This is a genomic window from Vibrio tasmaniensis, from assembly GCF_024347635.1.
GTDB lineage: Bacteria > Pseudomonadota > Gammaproteobacteria > Enterobacterales > Vibrionaceae > Vibrio > Vibrio tasmaniensis.
On the sequence record NZ_AP025510.1, the window covers coordinates 1,712,090 to 1,736,105 of the forward strand.

Here is a 24,016-nt window from a genome sequence, read left to right on the forward strand (position 1 = left end):
TAAGGTCTCTTAAGCGCAATTACTTTACTAGATTAAGATATAAAAAAGGGCCTTTCGGCCCTTTTTGTTTAGTTGCTTGTTGTGTCGTATATCTTCAGTAAATCACTTAGAATTGCACTCTCAGATAGCCCTGCGTACTGGCCAGCAGCTCCTTCAAGAACAATTTGTTGACTATTCTCACCAGCCGAAGTCCCTGCCTCAGAGATCGTAACGGTTAAATCACCATTACTCTCGACAACATCAATTTGATTGTTTTTTAGTAAACTATCAACAGTATCATTCGCACCTGTGTGAAGTAGTTCTGATAAATCAATCTTATCCTGCCCCTTTGTAAAGTCAGTAATAATATCTCTTTCACCATCTCTAATATCGTTCTGAGAACTAGCCTTATCCTGATCTACAAACTTAAAGATGTCGTCATCACTGCCGCCAGTTAATATATCGTTACCAAGACCACCGATAAGAATATCATCACCAGATCCACCTTTAAGTGTATCGTTGCCAGTACCACCTCGGAGGCCATCATTACCTTGTCCACCATCTAGGTAGTCATTACCAGCACTACCGAAAATGACATCAATACCTTTTTCACCGTAAACGTAATCATTGCCAGCACCACTATGAGCAATATCTAAATAAGCGTTACTTTGACTCGGCATAGAGTTATTAAAGGCAGCACCTTCACCATTGCTGTTTGATGCTAACAAGCTACTGTCTGAACCGTTAGTAAATGATTCTAATGTTGCTTGAGCGTTAGCCTGCTTAGATGCAATATCGCCCGCTTCATCCAGCTTTGAATGACTGTCACCAAGCCAAATGATATCGTCGCCCTTTCCAAGGTGTACATGATCTCCTCCAGCGCCAACATTTACTTTAAATCCATTAGCCACTTCTGATTTCGTGAAATACTCTGTTGTTGAATCCGTTCCAACAGAGCTCCATTGGAGCTTAGCATTACCATTTTGATGATGGTATAACTTAAGAGTATCGACCGCATCACCTGGTGCACTAATATCTAAACCGGATTTACTAGCAGGAACATTAAACACCAACTTATTACTACTAGTATCACCATCACCGTCTTTCAGTGTGTAATCAAAATTAAGTGTTGAAGGCTTATCTTGGGGTTTACCACTAAACTCATACGCTCCGGTGTCAAGGTCAATTACGAATGCGAACTTACCATCGACGGTTATGGTTAATTTGTTCGTTGCTTCATCCTTAGAGTAGCTTATATTCGAAGGCATAGTTCCCGACGTTGAGATAGTCGAACCATTAAAGTTAAATGAACCAGTTCCAAATTTGATCTGACTTACGTAACCACCATCTGCTCCAAAACCAGAAACAGAACCAGAACCGCTATCTGAGATTGAACCTGTTACGTTTTGTACGATTGAATGAATAAGTGCATCACTCAGCTGAGATTCATCATCAATAAACTCTGCGTTTTTATCTTTGGGACCTGTGCCATCATATGCAACTTTGTTTATCTGACCTTTACTACTATCTAAATCAATGCCAACCGCATGAGCGGTAATTTTGTTAGCGGTTAAGTGTTGCTTCCAAGCTGACTCTTCACCATCACCGATCTTATGATGTTTGTGAGTTGCGCCATCACTAATGAAATAACTGACATTATTTGCGTTAGATACACGCAAGTGAGAGTCCGTGTTCCAAGAATTCTTAGCACCATCTATAGCATTGTCGTAAGCAGTACCTCCATCGGCCTGTAGTGCGTTGATATAACTCTTCACTTCATCGACAGTCATCCAAGCTTTGTTATTATGCTCAACCAGAGAAACGTTATAGTTGAATGTTATAAGCTGAACACGGACATTATCTGATGCTCCTGAATATTGACTAAGCATTTGCAATACAGACGCTTTCAGAACATCGAGACGATCTCCTTTCATTGATCCAGAAACATCCAAAATAAGCTGAACATTAGTACCAACAGTATGAATTTGAGTATCGACCTCTACATATTTAGCGACAGGCTGATCATCTTCGATTGAAACTGAAATCTTACCAGTACTAGATAGCCCTGAAGTATCTTTAGCAATCACAGGAATATTAATCGATAACTTGTCCTCGCCATTAGTGTCAGGGTGATCAATAGGAGCTTTAAGTTGTACCGTATAATGTCCATTACTATTTAAAGTCGCTTCGATTACAGGCTTACCGTTCGCCTTACCAATCAATGCATGGCCATTGTCAGAAACACTCCAAGTAACAATGTGCCCTTCAGATGTCAAAGGTTGGCCAGTTGATGTTGTTACTGTAATAGAACTTGATTCACTAAATACAGTATCAGACCAGTTACCATTAGCATCGGTAATAGACACATTGCCTTGAACAGAATGCCCATCAGTAGAATCGCTTGGCAGACCTACAGTATCAGTAATACCCGCACCAAGACCTTCTTCAGATACACTAACTGATTGATTCCTAATTACTGGTGCAACTTCGTTGTCGCGTATCGAGCCAGTACCAGTGTCGCTACCAATAGTAATTGTGTATTTTTCGATATCTTCGACTAACACATCATCATCAGTTGGAATCTTAACAACAAAGGAAGATATACCTCTAGGCACGATAATCGATGTTCCATCGGCACTTAATCTAACGCCATTAGTAAATGAAATGTCTGATTTTCTAATATCGTTGCTGTCAGGGAAGTTAAATGAATAACTCACATCTAAAGCTGATGGGGTAACGCTTACGCCATACTCTAATATTCCACCTTCTACCACATCTGACGCATCACTCACTCTTATAGACTCGGTTATAGTACCTGTTACTGATACACCAAGCTGGCCACTATTAATGATTACATCTTTACTAACATCAGTTGAAGATTGGAAAGGAACTTCACTTAACTTAATTCCGAAATTTTCCGATGCTTCAAAGCGGTTATCATTTACTGTATCTACATTAACTTTGAAATCCGTAACTTTAGCAGGAAGCGTGAATGTGCCATCCACTTCATTAACCGAAATAGTCTTAATCGCTCCGTTAGAAATATAAGTGACTGTAACCCCAGCAAAGGGTTTACTACTGTCTACGGCTAAGTCCGCAAGGTTTGCCTTACCAGATCCGTTAGAAAATTCAAACTCAACTTTCATCTTAATTGACGCTTCAGAAACCTTCGTCAGATGCCCGTCAAATACAGCAGTGCTTCCTTCATCAACAGTATCAGCATTCGTTAACTTGAGCGTAGGGTTGTCTTTACTGTCAAGTTTAATTGTACCTTGCCCCTTAAGATCAGAGTTCGCTTCATCAATACTTGATGCTCCACCTACTTCAGACTTGGTACCTACAATGTGTAGACCAAAACGTTCAGTCCATTCGAATTTATCGTCTTGCTCGGTTTGCACCGTTACACGAAGTTCGGTAATACCTGCTGGGATTACTACATAACCATCACTTGTAATAGTTGCATCATGAAATTTACCGTCAGTACCTTTATATTGGTAAGTTAGGCTGTTTGGATCGATATCATCCGACTCAGTATCGTAAATATCACGTTTTCCACTAGGGCGACTTGAATCAGAAACTTCAAATTTAGTAAGGGCTTCAAACTTAACATACTGTTTTTCTGATGATTCTTGGTTCAACGTAACCTTAAACTCAGCAACTTCACCCTCGTTCACAGATACAGCATCGTGGACTGTTATTTTGTCAATAAACTCTGTTTCATTGATCGTGACTGTCGCTGTTGCTGTATCTGTTCCATCAGTGACTGTATAAGTAAATGTTGGTGGCGTTGCTAATGGATCTTTGCCATTTTGCTCGTAACTAAAGTTACCATGTGCATCAACTGTTAAAACACCATTCCCTACCACAACATTTGCTTTTCCGTTTGAATCAAAGACTAAATTTTGCTCGTTAATTTGAGTAACAGTTAAGGTATCGCCTTCAAAATCACTATCCACCCCCTTACCAGTATCATCAGTAATAAAGTTGCCTGTTACTGTTGAGCCTTCAACAACGGTGTAGCTATCGTTAGTAACAATTGGAGCTTCGTTCGTACCCGTGATCGTCACCGTCACTGTCTCTGTGTCTGAGCCGTTGTGGTTGTCCGTCACCGTCACATCATACGTTAAGGTTACAGTCTCTCCCTGAGCTAAGAAGTCCACCGCACTGTTGCCTATCGTGTAATCCCAACCGCTGTTGCTCACGCTGAAACCAGCTTGCAATGCCGCGGTTTGTGCCGACGTTAAACTGCCGCCACTCCATACTGTCGAGGCTGCGCTTTCTGTCACGGCGTGCGTATCTGACGTATCCACGTCAGTGAACGACAGTGCCCCGCTGTCGGTTAGCTTAGTGCCTTCCGTCAACGTGCCTTCGGTCTCGACCGTCAAGACTGGCGCGTCATTGGTGCCGGTGATCGTCACCGTCACTGTCTCTGTGTCTGAGCCGTTGTGGTTGTCCGTCACCGTCACATCATACGTTAAGGTTACAGTCTCTCCCTGAGCTAAGAAGTCCACCGCACTGTTGCCTATCGTGTAATCCCAACCGCTGTTGCTCACGCTGAAACCAGCTTGCAATGCCGCGGTTTGTGCCGACGTTAAACTGCCGCCACTCCATACTGTCGTGGCTGCGCTTTCTGTCACGGTGTGCGTATCTGACGTATCCACGTCAGTGAACGACAGTGCCCCGCTGTCGGTTAGCTTAGTGCCTTCCGTCAACGTGCCTTCGGTCTCGACCGTCAAGACTGGCGCGTCATTGGTGCCGGTGATCGTCACCGTCACTGTCTCTGTGTCTGAGCCGTTGTGGTTGTCCGTCACCGTCACATCATACGTTAAGGTTACAGTCTCTCCCTGAGCTAAGAAGTCCACCGCACTGTTGCCTATCGTGTAATCCCAACCGCTGTTGCTCACGCTGAAACCAGCTTGCAATGCCGCGGTTTGTGCCGACGTTAAACTGCCGCCACTCCATACTGTCGTGGCTGCGCTTTCTGTCACGGTGTGCGTATCTGACGTATCCACGTCAGTGAACGACAGTGCCCCGCTGTCGGTTAGCTTAGTGCCTTCCGTCAACGTGCCTTCGGTCTCGACCGTCAAGACTGGCGCGTCATTGGTGCCGGTGATCGTCACCGTCACTGTCTCTGTGTCTGAGCCGTTGTGGTTGTCCGTCACCGTCACATCATACGTTAAGGTTACAGTCTCTCCCTGAGCTAAGAAGTCCACCGCACTGTTGCCTATCGTGTAATCCCAACCGCTGTTGCTCACGCTGAAACCAGCTTGCAATGCCGCGGTTTGTGCCGACGTTAAACTGCCGCCACTCCATACTGTCGTGGCTGCGCTTTCTGTCACGGCGTGCGTATCTGACGTATCCACGTCAGTGAACGACAGTGCGCCGCTGTCGGTTAGCTTAGTGCCTTCCGTCAACGTGCCTTCGGTCTCGACCGTCAAGACTGGCGCGTCATTGGTGCCGGTGATCGTCACCGTCACTGTCTCTGTGTCTGAGCCGTTGTGGTTGTCCGTCACCGTCACATCATACGTTAAGGTTACAGTCTCTCCCTGAGCTAAGAAGTCCACCGCACTGTTGCCTATCGTGTAATCCCAACCGCTGTTGCTCACGCTGAAACCAGCTTGCAATGCCGCGGTTTGTGCCGACGTTAAACTGCCGCCACTCCATACTGTCGTGGCTGCGCTTTCTGTCACGGCGTGCGTATCTGACGTATCCACGTCAGTGAACGACAGTGCCCCGCTGTCGGTTAGCTTAGTGCCTTCCGTCAACGTGCCTTCGGTCTCGACCGTCAAGACTGGCGCGTCATTGGTGCCGGTGATCGTCACCGTCACTGTCTCTGTGTCTGAGCCGTTGTGGTTGTCCGTCACCGTCACATCATACGTTAAGGTTACAGTCTCTCCCTGAGCTAAGAAGTCCACCGCACTGTTGCCTATCGTGTAATCCCAACCGCTGTTGCTCACGCTGAAACCAGCTTGCAATGCCGCGGTTTGTGCCGACGTTAAACTGCCGCCACTCCATACTGTCGTGGCTGCGCTTTCTGTCACGGTGTGCGTATCTGACGTATCCACGTCAGTGAACGACAGTGCCCCGCTGTCGGTTAGCTTAGTGCCTTCCGTCAACGTGCCTTCGGTCTCGACCGTCAAGACTGGCGCGTCATTGGTGCCGGTGATCGTCACCGTCACTGTCTCTGTGTCTGAGCCGTTGTGGTTGTCCGTCACCGTCACATCATACGTTAAGGTTACAGTCTCTCCCTGAGCTAAGAAGTCCACCGCACTGTTGCCTATCGTGTAATCCCAACCGCTGTTGCTCACGCTGAAACCAGCTTGCAATGCCGCGGTTTGTGCCGACGTTAAACTGCCGCCACTCCATACTGTCGTGGCTGCGCTTTCTGTCACGGCGTGCGTATCTGACGTATCCACGTCAGTGAACGACAGTGCGCCGCTGTCGGTTAGCTTAGTGCCTTCCGTCAACGTGCCTTCGGTCTCGACCGTCAAGACTGGCGCGTCATTGGTGCCGGTGATCGTCACCGTCACTGTCTCTGTGTCTGAGCCGTTGTGGTTGTCCGTCACCGTCACATCATACGTTAAGGTTACAGTCTCTCCCTGAGCTAAGAAGTCCACCGCACTGTTGCCTATCGTGTAATCCCAACCGCTGTTGCTCACGCTGAAACCAGCTTGCAATGCCGCGGTTTGTGCCGACGTTAAACTGCCGCCACTCCATACTGTCGAGGCTGCGCTTTCTGTCACGGTGTGCGTATCTGACGTATCCACGTCAGTGAACGACAGTGCCCCGCTGTCGGTTAGCTTAGTGCCTTCCGTCAACGTGCCTTCGGTCTCGACCGTCAAGACTGGCGCGTCATTGGTGCCGGTGATCGTCACCGTCACTGTCTCTGTGTCTGAGCCGTTGTGGTTGTCCGTCACCGTCACATCATACGTTAAGGTTACAGTCTCTCCCTGAGCTAAGAAGTCCACCGCACTGTTGCCTATCGTGTAATCCCAACCGCTGTTGCTCACGCTGAAACCAGCTTGCAATGCCGCGGTTTGTGCCGACGTTAAACTGCCGCCACTCCATACTGTCGAGGCTGCGCTTTCTGTCACGGCGTGCGTATCTGACGTATCCACGTCAGTGAACGACAGTGCCCCGCTGTCGGTTAGCTTAGTGCCTTCCGTCAACGTGCCTTCGGTCTCGACCGTCAAGACTGGCGCGTCATTGGTGCCGGTGATCGTCACCGTCACTGTCTCTGTGTCTGAGCCGTTGTGGTTGTCCGTCACCGTCACATCATACGTTAAGGTTACAGTCTCTCCCTGAGCTAAGAAGTCCACCGCACTGTTGCCTATCGTGTAATCCCAACCGCTGTTGCTCACGCTGAAACCAGCTTGCAATGCCGCGGTTTGTGCCGACGTTAAACTGCCGCCACTCCATACTGTCGTGGCTGCGCTTTCTGTCACGGCGTGCGTATCTGACGTATCCACGTCAGTGAACGACAGTGCCCCGCTGTCGGTTAGCTTAGTGCCTTCCGTCAACGTGCCTTCGGTCTCGACCGTCAAGACTGGCGCGTCATTGGTGCCGGTGATCGTCACCGTCACTGTCTCTGTGTCTGAGCCGTTGTGGTTGTCCGTCACCGTCACATCATACGTTAAGGTTACAGTCTCTCCCTGAGCTAAGAAGTCCACCGCACTGTTGCCTATCGTGTAATCCCAACCGCTGTTGCTCACGCTGAAACCAGCTTGCAATGCCGCGGTTTGTGCCGACGTTAAACTGCCGCCACTCCATACTGTCGTGGCTGCGCTTTCTGTCACGGTGTGCGTATCTGACGTATCCACGTCAGTGAACGACAGTGCCCCGCTGTCGGTTAGCTTAGTGCCTTCCGTCAACGTGCCTTCGGTCTCGACCGTCAAGACTGGCGCGTCATTGGTGCCGGTGATCGTCACCGTCACTGTCTCTGTGTCTGAGCCGTTGTGGTTGTCCGTCACCGTCACATCATACGTTAAGGTTACAGTCTCTCCCTGAGCTAAGAAGTCCACCGCACTGTTGCCTATCGTGTAATCCCAACCGCTGTTGCTCACGCTGAAACCAGCTTGCAATGCCGCGGTTTGTGCCGACGTTAAACTGCCGCCACTCCATACTGTCGTGGCTGCGCTTTCTGTCACGGCGTGCGTATCTGACGTATCCACGTCAGTGAACGACAGTGCCCCGCTGTCGGTTAGCTTAGTGCCTTCCGTCAACGTGCCTTCGGTCTCGACCGTCAAGACTGGCGCGTCATTGGTGCCGGTGATCGTCACCGTCACTGTCTCTGTGTCTGAGCCGTTGTGGTTGTCCGTCACCGTCACATCATACGTTAAGGTTACAGTCTCTCCCTGAGCTAAGAAGTCCACCGCACTGTTGCCTATCGTGTAATCCCAACCGCTGTTGCTCACGCTGAAACCAGCTTGCAATGCCGCGGTTTGTGCCGACGTTAAACTGCCGCCACTCCATACTGTCGTGGCTGCGCTTTCTGTCACGGCGTGCGTATCTGACGTATCCACGTCAGTGAACGACAGTGCCCCGCTGTCGGTTAGCTTAGTGCCTTCCGTCAACGTGCCTTCGGTCTCGACCGTCAAGACTGGCGCATCATTGGTGCCGGTGATCGTCACCGTCACTGTCTCTGTGTCTGAGCCGTTGTGGTTGTCCGTCACCGTCACATCATACGTTAAGGTTACAGTCTCTCCCTGAGCTAAGAAGTCCACCGCACTGTTGCCTATCGTGTAATCCCAACCGCTGTTGCTCACGCTGAAACCAGCTTGCAATGCCGCGGTTTGTGCCGACGTTAAACTGCCGCCACTCCATACTGTCGTGGCTGCGCTTTCTGTCACGGCGTGCGTATCTGACGTATCCACGTCAGTGAACGACAGTGCGCCGCTGTCGGTTAGCTTAGTGCCTTCCGTCAACGTGCCTTCGGTCTCGACCGTCAAGACTGGCGCATCATTGGTGCCGGTGATCGTCACCGTCACTGTCTCTGTGTCTGAGCCGTTGTGGTTGTCCGTCACCGTCACATCATACGTTAAGGTTACAGTCTCTCCCTGAGCTAAGAAGTCCACCGCACTGTTGCCTATCGTGTAATCCCAACCGCTGTTGCTCACGCTGAAACCAGCTTGCAATGCCGCGGTTTGTGCCGACGTTAAACTGCCGCCACTCCATACTGTCGTGGCTGCGCTTTCTGTCACGGCGTGCGTATCTGACGTATCCACGTCAGTGAACGACAGTGCCCCGCTGTCGGTTAGCTTAGTGCCTTCCGTCAACGTGCCTTCGGTCTCGACCGTCAAGACTGGCGCGTCATTGGTGCCGGTGATCGTCACCGTCACTGTCTCTGTGTCTGAGCCGTTGTGGTTGTCCGTCACCGTCACATCATACGTTAAGGTTACAGTCTCTCCCTGAGCTAAGAAGTCCACCGCACTGTTGCCTATCGTGTAATCCCAACCGCTGTTGCTCACGCTGAAACCAGCTTGCAATGCCGCGGTTTGTGCCGACGTTAAACTGCCGCCACTCCATACTGTCGTGGCTGCGCTTTCTGTCACGGTGTGCGTATCTGACGTATCCACGTCAGTGAACGACAGTGCCCCGCTGTCGGTTAGCTTAGTGCCTTCCGTCAACGTGCCTTCGGTCTCGACCGTCAAGACTGGCGCGTCATTGGTGCCGGTGATCGTCACCGTCACTGTCTCTGTGTCTGAGCCGTTGTGGTTGTCCGTCACCGTCACATCATACGTTAAGGTTACAGTCTCTCCCTGAGCTAAGAAGTCCACCGCACTGTTGCCTATCGTGTAATCCCAACCGCTGTTGCTCACGCTGAAACCAGCTTGCAATGCCGCGGTTTGTGCCGACGTTAAACTGCCGCCACTCCATACTGTCGTGGCTGCGCTTTCTGTCACGGCGTGCGTATCTGACGTATCCACGTCAGTGAACGACAGTGCCCCGCTGTCGGTTAGCTTAGTGCCTTCCGTCAACGTGCCTTCGGTCTCGACCGTCAAGACTGGCGCGTCATTGGTGCCGGTGATCGTCACCGTCACTGTCTCTGTGTCTGAGCCGTTGTGGTTGTCCGTCACCGTCACATCATACGTTAAGGTTACAGTCTCTCCCTGAGCTAAGAAGTCCACCGCACTGTTGCCTATCGTGTAATCCCAACCGCTGTTGCTCACGCTGAAACCAGCTTGCAATGCCGCGGTTTGTGCCGACGTTAAACTGCCGCCACTCCATACTGTCGTGGCTGCGCTTTCTGTCACGGTGTGCGTATCTGACGTATCCACGTCAGTGAACGACAGTGCCCCGCTGTCGGTTAGCTTAGTGCCTTCCGTCAACGTGCCTTCGGTCTCGACCGTCAAGACTGGCGCGTCATTGGTGCCGGTGATCGTCACCGTCACTGTCTCTGTGTCTGAGCCGTTGTGGTTGTCCGTCACCGTCACATCATACGTTAAGGTTACAGTCTCTCCCTGAGCTAAGAAGTCCACCGCACTGTTGCCTATCGTGTAATCCCAACCGCTGTTGCTCACGCTGAAACCAGCTTGCAATGCCGCGGTTTGTGCCGACGTTAAACTGCCGCCACTCCATACTGTCGTGGCTGCGCTTTCTGTCACGGCGTGCGTATCTGACGTATCCACGTCAGTGAACGACAGTGCCCCGCTGTCGGTTAGCTTAGTGCCTTCCGTCAACGTGCCTTCGGTCTCGACCGTCAAGACTGGCGCGTCATTGGTGCCGGTGATCGTCACCGTCACTGTCTCTGTGTCTGAGCCGTTGTGGTTGTCCGTCACCGTCACATCATACGTTAAGGTTACAGTCTCTCCCTGAGCTAAGAAGTCCACCGCACTGTTGCCTATCGTGTAATCCCAACCGCTGTTGCTCACGCTGAAACCAGCTTGCAATGCCGCGGTTTGTGCCGACGTTAAACTGCCGCCACTCCATACTGTCGAGGCTGCGCTTTCTGTCACGGTGTGCGTATCTGACGTATCCACGTCAGTGAACGACAGTGCCCCGCTGTCGGTTAGCTTAGTGCCTTCCGTCAACGTGCCTTCGGTCTCGACCGTCAAGACTGGCGCGTCATTGGTGCCGGTGATCGTCACCGTCACTGTCTCTGTGTCTGAGCCGTTGTGGTTGTCCGTCACCGTCACATCATACGTTAAGGTTACAGTCTCTCCCTGAGCTAAGAAGTCCACCGCACTGTTGCCTATCGTGTAATCCCAACCGCTGTTGCTCACGCTGAAACCAGCTTGCAATGCCGCGGTTTGTGCCGACGTTAAACTGCCGCCACTCCATACTGTCGAGGCTGCGCTTTCTGTCACGGTGTGCGTATCTGACGTATCCACGTCAGTGAACGACAGTGCCCCGCTGTCGGTTAGCTTAGTGCCTTCCGTCAACGTGCCTTCGGTCTCGACCGTCAAGACTGGCGCGTCATTGGTGCCGGTGATCGTCACCGTCACTGTCTCTGTGTCTGAGCCGTTGTGGTTGTCCGTCACCGTCACATCATACGTTAAGGTTACAGTCTCTCCCTGAGCTAAGAAGTCCACCGCACTGTTGCCTATCGTGTAATCCCAACCGCTGTTGCTCACGCTGAAACCAGCTTGCAATGCCGCGGTTTGTGCCGACGTTAAACTGCCGCCACTCCATACTGTCGAGGCTGCGCTTTCTGTCACGGCGTGCGTATCTGACGTATCCACGTCAGTGAACGACAGTGCCCCGCTGTCGGTTAGCTTAGTGCCTTCCGTCAACGTGCCTTCGGTCTCGACCGTCAAGACTGGCGCGTCATTGGTGCCGGTGATCGTCACCGTCACTGTCTCTGTGTCTGAGCCGTTGTGGTTGTCCGTCACCGTCACATCATACGTTAAGGTTACAGTCTCTCCCTGAGCTAAGAAGTCCACCGCACTGTTGCCTATCGTGTAATCCCAACCGCTGTTGCTCACGCTGAAACCAGCTTGCAATGCCGCGGTTTGTGCCGACGTTAAACTGCCGCCACTCCATACTGTCGAGGCTGCGCTTTCTGTCACGGTGTGCGTATCTGACGTATCCACGTCAGTGAACGACAGTGCCCCGCTGTCGGTTAGCTTAGTGCCTTCCGTCAACGTGCCTTCGGTCTCGACCGTCAAGACTGGCGCGTCATTGGTGCCGGTGATCGTCACCGTCACTGTCTCTGTGTCTGAGCCGTTGTGGTTGTCCGTCACCGTCACATCATACGTTAAGGTTACAGTCTCTCCCTGAGCTAAGAAGTCCACCGCACTGTTGCCTATCGTGTAATCCCAACCGCTGTTGCTCACGCTGAAACCAGCTTGCAATGCCGCGGTTTGTGCCGACGTTAAACTGCCGCCACTCCATACTGTCGAGGCTGCGCTTTCTGTCACGGTGTGCGTATCTGACGTATCCACGTCAGTGAACGACAGTGCCCCGCTGTCGGTTAGCTTAGTGCCTTCCGTCAACGTGCCTTCGGTCTCGACCGTCAAGACTGGCGCGTCATTGGTGCCGGTGATCGTCACCGTCACTGTCTCTGTGTCTGAGCCGTTGTGGTTGTCCGTCACCGTCACATCATACGTTAAGGTTACAGTCTCTCCCTGAGCTAAGAAGTCCACCGCACTGTTGCCTATCGTGTAATCCCAACCGCTGTTGCTCACGCTGAAACCAGCTTGCAATGCCGCGGTTTGTGCCGACGTTAAACTGCCGCCACTCCATACTGTCGAGGCTGCGCTTTCTGTCACGGTGTGCGTATCTGACGTATCCACGTCAGTGAACGACAGTGCCCCGCTGTCGGTTAGCTTAGTGCCTTCCGTCAACGTGCCTTCGGTCTCGACCGTCAAGACTGGCGCGTCATTGGTGCCGGTGATCGTCACCGTCACTGTCTCTGTGTCTGAGCCGTTGTGGTTGTCCGTCACCGTCACATCATACGTTAAGGTTACAGTCTCTCCCTGAGCTAAGAAGTCCACCGCACTGTTGCCTATCGTGTAATCCCAACCGCTGTTGCTCACGCTGAAACCAGCTTGCAATGCCGCGGTTTGTGCCGACGTTAAACTGCCGCCACTCCATACTGTCGTGGCTGCGCTTTCTGTCACGGCGTGCGTATCTGACGTATCCACGTCAGTGAACGACAGTGCGCCGCTGTCGGTTAGCTTAGTGCCTTCCGTCAACGTGCCTTCGGTCTCGACCGTCAAGACTGGCGCATCATTGGTGCCGGTGATCGTCACCGTCACTGTCTCTGTGTCTGAGCCGTTGTGGTTGTCCGTCACCGTCACATCATACGTTAAGGTTACAGTCTCTCCCTGAGCTAAGAAGTCCACCGCACTGTTGCCTATCGTGTAATCCCAACCGCTGTTGCTCACGCTGAAACCAGCTTGCAATGCCGCGGTTTGTGCCGACGTTAAACTGCCGCCACTCCATACTGTCGTGGCTGCGCTTTCTGTCACGGTGTGCGTATCTGACGTATCCACGTCAGTGAACGACAGTGCCCCGCTGTCGGTTAGCTTAGTGCCTTCCGTCAACGTGCCTTCGGTCTCGACCGTCAAGACTGGCGCGTCATTGGTGCCGGTGATCGTCACCGTCACTGTCTCTGTGTCTGAGCCGTTGTGGTTGTCCGTCACCGTCACATCATACGTTAAGGTTACAGTCTCTCCCTGAGCTAAGAAGTCCACCGCACTGTTGCCTATCGTGTAATCCCAACCGCTGTTGCTCACGCTGAAACCAGCTTGCAATGCCGCGGTTTGTGCCGACGTTAAACTGCCGCCACTCCATACTGTCGTGGCTGCGCTTTCTGTCACGGTGTGCGTATCTGACGTATCCACGTCAGTGAACGACAGTGCCCCGCTGTCGGTTAGCTTAGTGCCTTCCGTCAACGTGCCTTCGGTCTCGACCGTCAAGACTGGCGCGTCATTGGTGCCGGTGATCGTCACCGTCACTGTCTCTGTGTCTGAGCCGTTGTGGTTGTCCGTCACCGTCACATCATACGTTAAGGTTACAGTCTCTCCCTGAGCTAAGAAGTCCACCGCACTGTTGCCTATCGTGTAATCCCAACCGCTGTTGCTCACGCTGAAACCAGCTTGCAATGCCGCGGTTTGTGCCGACGTTAAACTGCCGCCACTCCATACTGTCGAGGCTGCGCTTTCTGTCACGGTGTGCGTATCTGACGTATCCACGTCAGTGAACGACAGTGCCCCGCTGTCGGTTAGCTTAGTGCCTTCCGTCAACGTGCCTTCGGTCTCGACCGTCAAGACTGGCGCGTCATTGGTGCCGGTGATCGTCACCGTCACTGTCTCTGTGTCTGAGCCGTTGTGGTTGTCCGTCACCGTCACATCATACGTTAAGGTTACAGTCTCTCCCTGAGCTAAGAAGTCCACCGCACTGTTGCCTATCGTGTAATCCCAACCGCTGTTGCTCACGCTGAAACCAGCTTGCAATGCCGCGGTTTGTGCCGACGTTAAACTGCCGCCACTCCATACTGTCGAGGCTGCGCTTTCTGTCACGGCGTGCGTATCTGACGTATCCACGTCAGTGAACGACAGTGCCCCGCTGTCGGTTAGCTTAGTGCCTTCCGTCAACGTGCCTTCGGTCTCGACCGTCAAGACTGGCGCGTCATTGGTGCCGGTGATCGTCACCGTCACTGTCTCTGTGTCTGAGCCGTTGTGGTTGTCCGTCACCGTCACATCATACGTTAAGGTTACAGTCTCTCCCTGAGCTAAGAAGTCCACCGCACTGTTGCCTATCGTGTAATCCCAACCGCTGTTGCTCACGCTGAAACCAGCTTGCAATGCCGCGGTTTGTGCCGACGTTAAACTGCCGCCACTCCATACTGTCGTGGCTGCGCTTTCTGTCACGGTGTGCGTATCTGACGTATCCACGTCAGTGAACGACAGTGCCCCGCTGTCGGTTAGCTTAGTGCCTTCCGTCAACGTGCCTTCGGTCTCGACCGTCAAGACTGGCGCGTCATTGGTGCCGGTGATCGTCACCGTCACTGTCTCTGTGTCTGAGCCGTTGTGGTTGTCCGTCACCGTCACATCATACGTTAAGGTTACAGTCTCTCCCTGAGCTAAGAAGTCCACCGCACTGTTGCCTATCGTGTAATCCCAACCGCTGTTGCTCACGCTGAAACCAGCTTGCAATGCCGCGGTTTGTGCCGACGTTAAACTGCCGCCACTCCATACTGTCGTGGCTGCGCTTTCTGTCACGGTGTGCGTATCTGACGTATCCACGTCAGTGAACGACAGTGCCCCGCTGTCGGTTAGCTTAGTGCCTTCCGTCAACGTGCCTTCGGTCTCGACCGTCAAGACTGGCGCGTCATTGGTGCCGGTGATCGTCACCGTCACTGTCTCTGTGTCTGAGCCGTTGTGGTTGTCCGTCACCGTCACATCATACGTTAAGGTTACAGTCTCTCCCTGAGCTAAGAAGTCCACCGCACTGTTGCCTATCGTGTAATCCCAACCGCTGTTGCTCACGCTGAAACCAGCTTGCAATGCCGCGGTTTGTGCCGACGTTAAACTGCCGCCACTCCATACTGTCGTGGCTGCGCTTTCTGTCACGGTGTGCGTATCTGACGTATCCACGTCAGTGAACGACAGTGCCCCGCTGTCGGTTAGCTTAGTGCCTTCCGTCAACGTGCCTTCGGTCTCGACCGTCAAGACTGGCGCGTCATTGGTGCCGGTGATCGTCACCGTCACTGTCTCTGTGTCTGAGCCGTTGTGGTTGTCCGTCACCGTCACATCATACGTTAAGGTTACAGTCTCTCCCTGAGCTAAGAAGTCCACCGCACTGTTGCCTATCGTGTAATCCCAACCGCTGTTGCTCACGCTGAAACCAGCTTGCAATGCCGCGGTTTGTGCCGACGTTAAACTGCCGCCACTCCATACTGTCGTGGCTGCGCTTTCTGTCACGGCGTGCGTATCTGACGTATCCACGTCAGTGAACGACAGTGCCCCGCTGTCGGTTAGCTTAGTGCCTTCCGTCAACGTGCCTTCGGTCTCGACCGTCAAGACTGGCGCGTCATTGGTGCCGGTGATCGTCACCGTCACTGTCTCTGTGTCTGAGCCGTTGTGGTTGTCCGTCACCGTCACATCATACGTTAAGGTTACAGTCTCTCCCTGAGCTAAGAAGTCCACCGCACTGTTGCCTATCGTGTAATCCCAACCGCTGTTGCTCACGCTGAAACCAGCTTGCAATGCCGCGGTTTGTGCCGACGTTAAACTGCCGCCACTCCATACTGTCGAGGCTGCGCTTTCTGTCACGGTGTGCGTATCTGACGTATCCACGTCAGTGAACGACAGTGCCCCGCTGTCGGTTAGCTTAGTGCCTTCCGTCAACGTGCCTTCGGTCTCGACCGTCAAGAGTGGCGCGTCATTGGTGCCGGTGATCGTCACCGTCACTGTCTCTGTGTCTGAGCCGTTGTGGTTGTCCGTCACCGTCACATCATACGTTAAGGTTACAGTCTCTCCCTGAGCTAAGAAGTCCACCGCACTGTTGCCTATCGTGTAATCCCAACCGCTGTTGCTCACGCTGAAACCAGCTTGCAATGCCGCGGTTTGTGCCGACGTTAAACTGCCGCCACTCCATACTGTCGAGGCTGCGCTTTCTGTCACGGTGTGCGTATCTGACGTATCCACGTCAGTGAACGACAGTGCCCCGCTGTCGGTTAGCTTAGTGCCTTCCGTCAACGTGCCTTCGGTCTCGACCGTCAAGACTGGCGCGTCATTGGTGCCGGTGATCGTCACCGTCACTGTCTCTGTGTCTGAGCCGTTGTGGTTGTCCGTCACCGTCACATCATACGTTAAGGTTACAGTCTCTCCCTGAGCTAAGAAGTCCACCGCACTGTTGCCTATCGTGTAATCCCAACCGCTGTTGCTCACGCTGAAACCAGCTTGCAATGCCGCGGTTTGTGCCGACGTTAAACTGCCGCCACTCCATACTGTCGAGGCTGCGCTTTCTGTCACGGCGTGCGTATCTGACGTATCCACGTCAGTGAACGACAGTGCCCCGCTGTCGGTTAGCTTAGTGCCTTCCGTCAACGTGCCTTCGGTCTCGACCGTCAAGACTGGCGCGTCATTGGTGCCGGTGATCGTCACCGTCACTGTCTCTGTGTCTGAGCCGTTGTGGTTGTCCGTCACCGTCACATCATACGTTAAGGTTACAGTCTCTCCCTGAGCTAAGAAGTCCACCGCACTGTTGCCTATCGTGTAATCCCAACCGCTGTTGCTCACGCTGAAACCAGCTTGCAATGCCGCGGTTTGTGCCGACGTTAAACTGCCGCCACTCCATACTGTCGTGGCTGCGCTTTCTGTCACGGTGTGCGTATCTGACGTATCCACGTCAGTGAACGACAGTGCCCCGCTGTCGGTTAGCTTAGTGCCTTCCGTCAACGTGCCTTCGGTCTCGACCGTCAAGACTGGCGCGTCATTGGTGCCGGTGATCGTCACCGTCACTGTCTCTGTGTCTGAGCCGTTGTGGTTGTCCGTCACCGTCACATCATACGTTAAGGTTACAGTCTCTCCCTGAGCTAAGAAGTCCACCGCACTGTTGCCTATCGTGTAATCCCAACCGCTGTTGCTCACGCTGAAACCAGCTTGCAATGCCGCGGTTTGTGCCGACGTTAAACTGCCGCCACTCCATACTGTCGAGGCTGCGCTTTCTGTCACGGCGTGCGTATCTGACGTATCCACGTCAGTGAACGACAGTGCCCCGCTGTCGGTTAGCTTAGTGCCTTCCGTCAACGTGCCTTCGGTCTCGACCGTCAAGACTGGCGCGTCATTGGTGCCGGTGATCGTCACCGTCACTGTCTCTGTGTCTGAGCCGTTGTGGTTGTCCGTCACCGTCACATCATACGTTAAGGTTACAGTCTCTCCCTGAGCTAAGAAGTCCACCGCACTGTTGCCTATCGTGTAATCCCAACCGCTGTTGCTCACGCTGAAACCAGCTTGCAATGCCGCGGTTTGTGCCGACGTTAAACTGCCGCCACTCCATACTGTCGTGGCTGCGCTTTCTGTCACGGTGTGCGTATCTGACGTATCCACGTCAGTGAACGACAGTGCCCCGCTGTCGGTTAGCTTAGTGCCTTCCGTCAACGTGCCTTCGGTCTCGACCGTCAAGACTGGCGCGTCATTGGTGCCGGTGATCGTCACCGTCACTGTCTCTGTGTCTGAGCCGTTGTGGTTGTCCGTCACCGTCACATCATACGTTAAGGTTACAGTCTCTCCCTGAGCTAAGAAGTCCACCGCACTGTTGCCTATCGTGTAATCCCAACCGCTGTTGCTCACGCTGAAACCAGCTTGCAATGCCGCGGTTTGTGCCGACGTTAAACTGCCGCCACTCCATACTGTCGTGGCTGCGCTTTCTGTCACGGTGTGCGTATCTGACGTATCCACGTCAGTGAACGACAGTGCCCCGCTGTCGGTTAGCTTAGTGCCTTCCGTCAACGTGCCTTCGGTCTCGACCGTCAAGACTGGCGCGTCATTGGTGCCGGTGATCGTCACCGTCACTGTCTCTGTGTCTGAGCCGTTGTGGTTGTCCGTCACCGTCACATCATACGTTAAGGTTACAGTCTCTCCCTGAGCTAAGAAGTCCACCGCACTGTTGCCTATCGTGTAATCCCAACCGCTGTTGCTCACGCTGAAACCAGCTTGCAATGCCGCGGTTTGTGCCGACGTTAAACTGCCGCCACTCCATACTGTCGTGGCTGCGCTTTCTGTCACGGTGTGCGTATCTGACGTATCCACGTCAGTGAACGACAGTGCCCCGCTGTCGGTTAGCTTAGTGCCTTCCGTCAACGTGCCTTCGGTCTCGACCGTCAAGACTGGCGCGTCATTGGTGCCGGTGATCGTCACCGTCACTGTCTCTGTGTCTGAGCCGTTGTGGTTGTCCGTCACCGTCACATCATACGTTAAGGTTACAGTCTCTCCCTGAGCTAAGAAGTCCACCGCACTGTTGCCTATCGTGTAATCCCAACCGCTGTTGCTCACGCTGAAACCAGCTTGCAATGCCGCGGTTTGTGCCGACGTTAAACTGCCGCCACTCCATACTGTCGTGGCTGCGCTTTCTGTCACGGTGTGCGTATCTGACGTATCCACGTCAGTGAACGACAGTGCCCCGCTGTCGGTTAGCTTAGTGCCTTCCGTCAACGTGCCTTCGGTCTCGACCGTCAAGACTGGCGCGTCATTGGTGCCGGTGATCGTCACCGTCACTGTCTCTGTGTCTGAGCCGTTGTGGTTGTCCGTCACCGTCACATCATACGTTAAGGTTACAGTCTCTCCCTGAGCTAAGAAGTCCACCGCACTGTTGCCTATCGTGTAATCCCAACCGCTGTTGCTCACGCTGAAACCAGCTTGCAATGCCGCGGTTTGTGCCGACGTTAAACTGCCGCCACTCCATACTGTCGAGGCTGCGCTTTCTGTCACGGCGTGCGTATCTGACGTATCCACGTCAGTGAACGACAGTGCCCCGCTGTCGGTTAGCTTAGTGCCTTCCGTCAACGTGCCTTCGGTCTCGACCGTCAAGAGTGGCGCGTCATTGGTGCCGGTGATCGTCACCGTCACTGTCTCTGTGTCTGAGCCGTTGTGGTTGTCCGTCACCGTCACATCATACGTTAAGGTTACAGTCTCTCCCTGAGCTAAGAAGTCCACCGCACTGTTGCCTATCGTGTAATCCCAACCGCTGTTGCTCACGCTGAAACCAGCTTGCAATGCCGCGGTTTGTGCCGACGTTAAACTGCCGCCACTCCATACTGTCGAGGCTGCGCTTTCTGTCACGGTGTGCGTATCTGACGTATCCACGTCAGTGAACGACAGTGCCCCGCTGTCGGTTAGCTTAGTGCCTTCCGTCAACGTGCCTTCGGTCTCGACCGTCAAGACTGGCGCGTCATTGGTGCCGGTGATCGCGATAGTAACGGTATGCTTAACATTTCTATCTGCAGTTAATATTTCATACATTTCTGTAATGTATTCACCAGCACCTAGTTCCTGTATATGTGGGCTATCATTATTAGCTACATATTCCCAGTTACCATTCCTATCAACTGTTAATATTCCTTGTGGGCCTATAGCGGCACCATTCCCATCGACACCAGTTGATGTACTAAAGCTAGAGCTTGGGTTGAAACCACCGCTTGAGCTGCCTGCATTCAAACTACCTGTTGCAATAAGATCAACCTTCGCTGTCGTAGGATCGGTATCTAAGTCTTCTGTCACAGAACCTTTATCAGTTAGAGTATCGCCATGGATAACTGTTTGTCCTGTTACCGAGGAATTGCTAGTGATCCCCCCGACATTGGTTACCTTTATACCAAAGTTCTCACTCAGCTCATCGAGTTGATCTTGTGTCGCTTGTGCATTAACTTTAAATACTGTTACACCCGCAGGTATTGTCACTTGTCCATTTTCGAACTTCGCGACTTCTGTTGTAGTAATACCGTTTTTAGTTATTTGATAAGTAATACTGTTAATTGAAATATCATTTTGACTCGCGGTATATCCCACACCAAATAACCCTTCGATAGTATACGTCATAGGCATTTCTGTAGTGCTATCGATAGATACATTGAACGTTGCAATATTTCCTTCGTCTACAGAATTAGGGCTATCTATGCTCAACTTAGGCTTGTCGTTATCTGGAGTGACAGGTTTAGTCGGATCCACTGGATCAGGATCTATTGTACCAGTTCCATCGTCTTTGATTGTCGCCGTCGCGCTTTGTTTCGCTACACTTGGATCCGTGATCGTCCCGGTCGCACCAGCCACGCTTACGTTGAAGCTTTCGCTGCCTTCGTACACGTGATCATTCTCGGTCACCACGCGAACGTTCACATCTTTCACGCCGGCGGATATGCTCAAAATGCCATCTGATGATACCGAGGTCCACACGCCTGGCGCGCTTTCGAATTCGTACGATTTGATGTCCGCAACTTCGGCTTCGTTGTGGTTTAAGCTCAACTGCACGGTCACGCTTGTAGCCGCCGCCTTGCTCAAGCTCAAGGTAAAGTGTGCGGTGCTGCCTTCATTCACATCACCGCCACCGGTGATGCTCACCGATGGGCGGTCATCTGGGTTCACTGGCAGAGTCGGATCGGTTGGGTCAACCGGGCCTGTGCCGTCATCTTTGATGGTCAACTCACCCGTACCCGTGCCAGTTACACCCGTAGCACCTGTTACTTTCAGGCTCAGTTTCTCGTCACCTTCGTATGTACCGTCGTCTTTGGTCGCGACTTCTACGACGAGCTTAGTTTCACCCGCTTTAACGGTGTAAGAGCCGTCAGCGTTTGGTGTTACTACGTTACCTGCGGCATCTTTCACCACAACGCTGGTGATGTCGTCCGCTGTTGCTGTGCCGTAAAGGGTTTCCAGCGTGACACTTACATCCACTGATGCGGCTTTGCTTAAGCTCACATCAAAACTTGCCGTCGAACCTTCGTTAATCACTTTGCTGTCTTCGATGCTCACCGATGGGCGGTCATCTGGGTTCACTGGCGGAGTCGGATCGGTTGGGTCAACCGGGCCTGTGCCGTCATCTTTGATGGTCAACTCACCCGTACCCGTGCCTGTCACGCCCGTAGCACCTGTTACTTTCAGGCTCAGTTTCTCGTCGCCTTCGTATGTACCGTCGTCTTTGGTCGCGACTTCTACGACTAACTTAGTTTCACCCGCTTTAACGGTGTAAGAGCCGTCAGCGTTTGGTGTTACTACGTTACCTTGGGCATCTTTCACAACAATGCTAGAGATATCGTCAGCTGTTGCTGTGCCATAAAGGGTTTCTAGCGTAACGCTCACGTCGACGGATGCAGCTTTGCTTAAGCTCACATCGAAGCTCGCGATCGAGCCTTCGTTAATCACTTTGCTGTCTTCGATACTCACCGATGGGCGGTCATCTGGATTCACTGGGGGAGTAGGATCGGTTGGGTCAACAGGGCCTGTGCCGTCATCTTTAATGGTCAGTTCGCCTGTACCCGTGCCAGTTACGCCGGTTGCGCCGGTCACTTTCAGGCTCAGTTTCTCATCGCCTTCGTACGTCGTGTCGTCTTTGGTCGCGACTTCAACAACTAACTTAGTTTCACCCGCTTTGACGGTGTAAGAGCCGTCAGCGTTTGGTGTTACTACGTTACCTTGGGCATCTTTCACAACGATGCTGGTGATGTCGTCCGCTGTTGCCGTTCCGTATAACGTCTCTAGCGTAACGCTGACGTCGACGGATGCAGCTTTGCTTAAGCTCACATCGAAACTTGCGGTTGAGCCTTCGTTAATCACTTTGCTGTCTTCGATGCTCACCGATGGGCGATCATCTGGATTCACTGGCGGAGTCGGATCGGTTGGGTCAACCGGGCCTGTGCCGTCATCTTTGATGGTCAACTCACCCGTACCCGTGCCTGTCACGCCCGTAGCACCTGTTACTTTCAGGCTCAGTTTCTCGTCGCCTTCGTATGTACCGTCGTCTTTGGTCGCGACTTCTACGACGAGCTTAGTTTCACCCGCTTTAACGGTGTAAGAGCCGTCAGCGTTTGGTGTTACTACGTTACCTGCGGCATCTTTCACAACGATGCTGGTGATGTCGTCCGCTGTTGCTGTGCCGTAAAGGGTTTCTAGCGTTACGCTTACGTCGACTGATGCCGCTTTGCTCAAGTTCACATCGAAGCTCGCCGTTGAGCCTTCGTTAATGACTTTGCTGTCTTCAATGCTCACCGATGGGCGGTCATCTGGATTCACTGGGGGAGTCGGATCGGTTGGGTCAACTGGACCTGTACCGTCATCTTTGATGGTCAGCTCACCAGTTCCCGTGCCTGTCACACCCGTGGCGCCGGTCACTTTCAGGCTCAGTTTCTCATCACCTTCGTACGTGCCGTCGTCTTTGGTCGCCACTTCAACGATCAGCTTAGTTTCACCTGTTTTTACGGTGTAAGAGCCATCGGCATTCGCCGTCACTACGTTACCTGCGGCATCTTTCACCACAATGCTGGTGATGTCGTCCGCGGTCGCGGTACCGTAAAGGGTTTCTAAAGTTACACTTACATCAACTGATGCAGCTTTGCTCAAGCTCACATCGAAACTTGCTGTCGAGCCTTCGTTAATGCTCTTGCTGTCTTCAATGCTCACCGCTGGGCGATCATCTGGATTCACTGGCGGAGTAGGATCGGTTGGGTCGACCGGGCCGGTGCCGTCATCTTTAATGGTCAGTTCGCCCGTACCCGTGCCAGTTACACCCGTAACACCTGTTACTTTCAGGCTTAGCTTCTCGTCACCTTCGTATATACCGTCGTCTTTGGTAGCGACTTCAACTACGAGCTTAGTTTCACCCGCTTTAACGGTGTAAGAGCCGTCTATGTTAGGTGTCACTACGTTACCTGCAGCATCTTTCACAACAACGCTGGTGATGTCGTCCGCTGTTGCTGTGCCGTAAAGGGTTTCTAGCGTAACACTCACGTCGACTGATGCCGCTTTGCTTAAGCTCACATCGAAACTTGCTGTCGAGCCTTCGTTAATCACTTTGCTGTCTTCGATGCTCACCGTTGGGCGGTCATCTGGATTCACTGGCGAAGTAGGAGCGGTTGGGTCAACAGGGCCTGTACCGTCATCTTTGATGGTCAGTTCACCTGTACCCGTGCCGGTTACGCCGGTTGCGCCCGTCACTTTCAGGCCCAGTTTCTCATCACCTTCGTATGTGCCGTCGTCTTTTGTCTCGACTTCAACGGTTAACTTAGTTTCACCCGCTTTGACTGTGTAAGAGCCGTCAGCGTTTGGAGTCACTACGTTACCCGCGGCATCTTTTACAACAATGCTGGTGATGTCGTCCGCTGTTGCAGTTCCGTATAACGTCTCTAGCGTAACGCTCACATCGCCTGACGCAACTTTACTTAGACTTACGTCGAAAATTGCTGTTGAGCCTTCATTAATTATTTGGCTGTCTTCGATACTTACGGTTGGCTCAACTTCTATTGAACGGAACAGGTCAAGCAAACTCAAGCTTTGAGTTCGGGACAAACCCAAGCCTTCGAAACCAGTTGTTACAAATTCGGTAACTGGGATGGTTTCGTCACCATCACGCTCAATGGTTCCACTGCTCACTAAGCTCG

General features: G+C 52.5%; 1 protein-coding gene. It reads right to left on the bottom strand.

Annotation, left to right across the window (positions count from 1 at the left end):
- Positions 1-68 precede the first annotated feature (68 nt).
- A complete protein-coding gene (locus tag OCV44_RS07865; protein ID WP_261900920.1) occupies positions 69-24,008 on the bottom strand; it encodes a VCBS domain-containing protein in 23,940 nt (7,979 codons plus the stop codon).
- Positions 24,009-24,016: the final 8 nt, after the last annotated feature.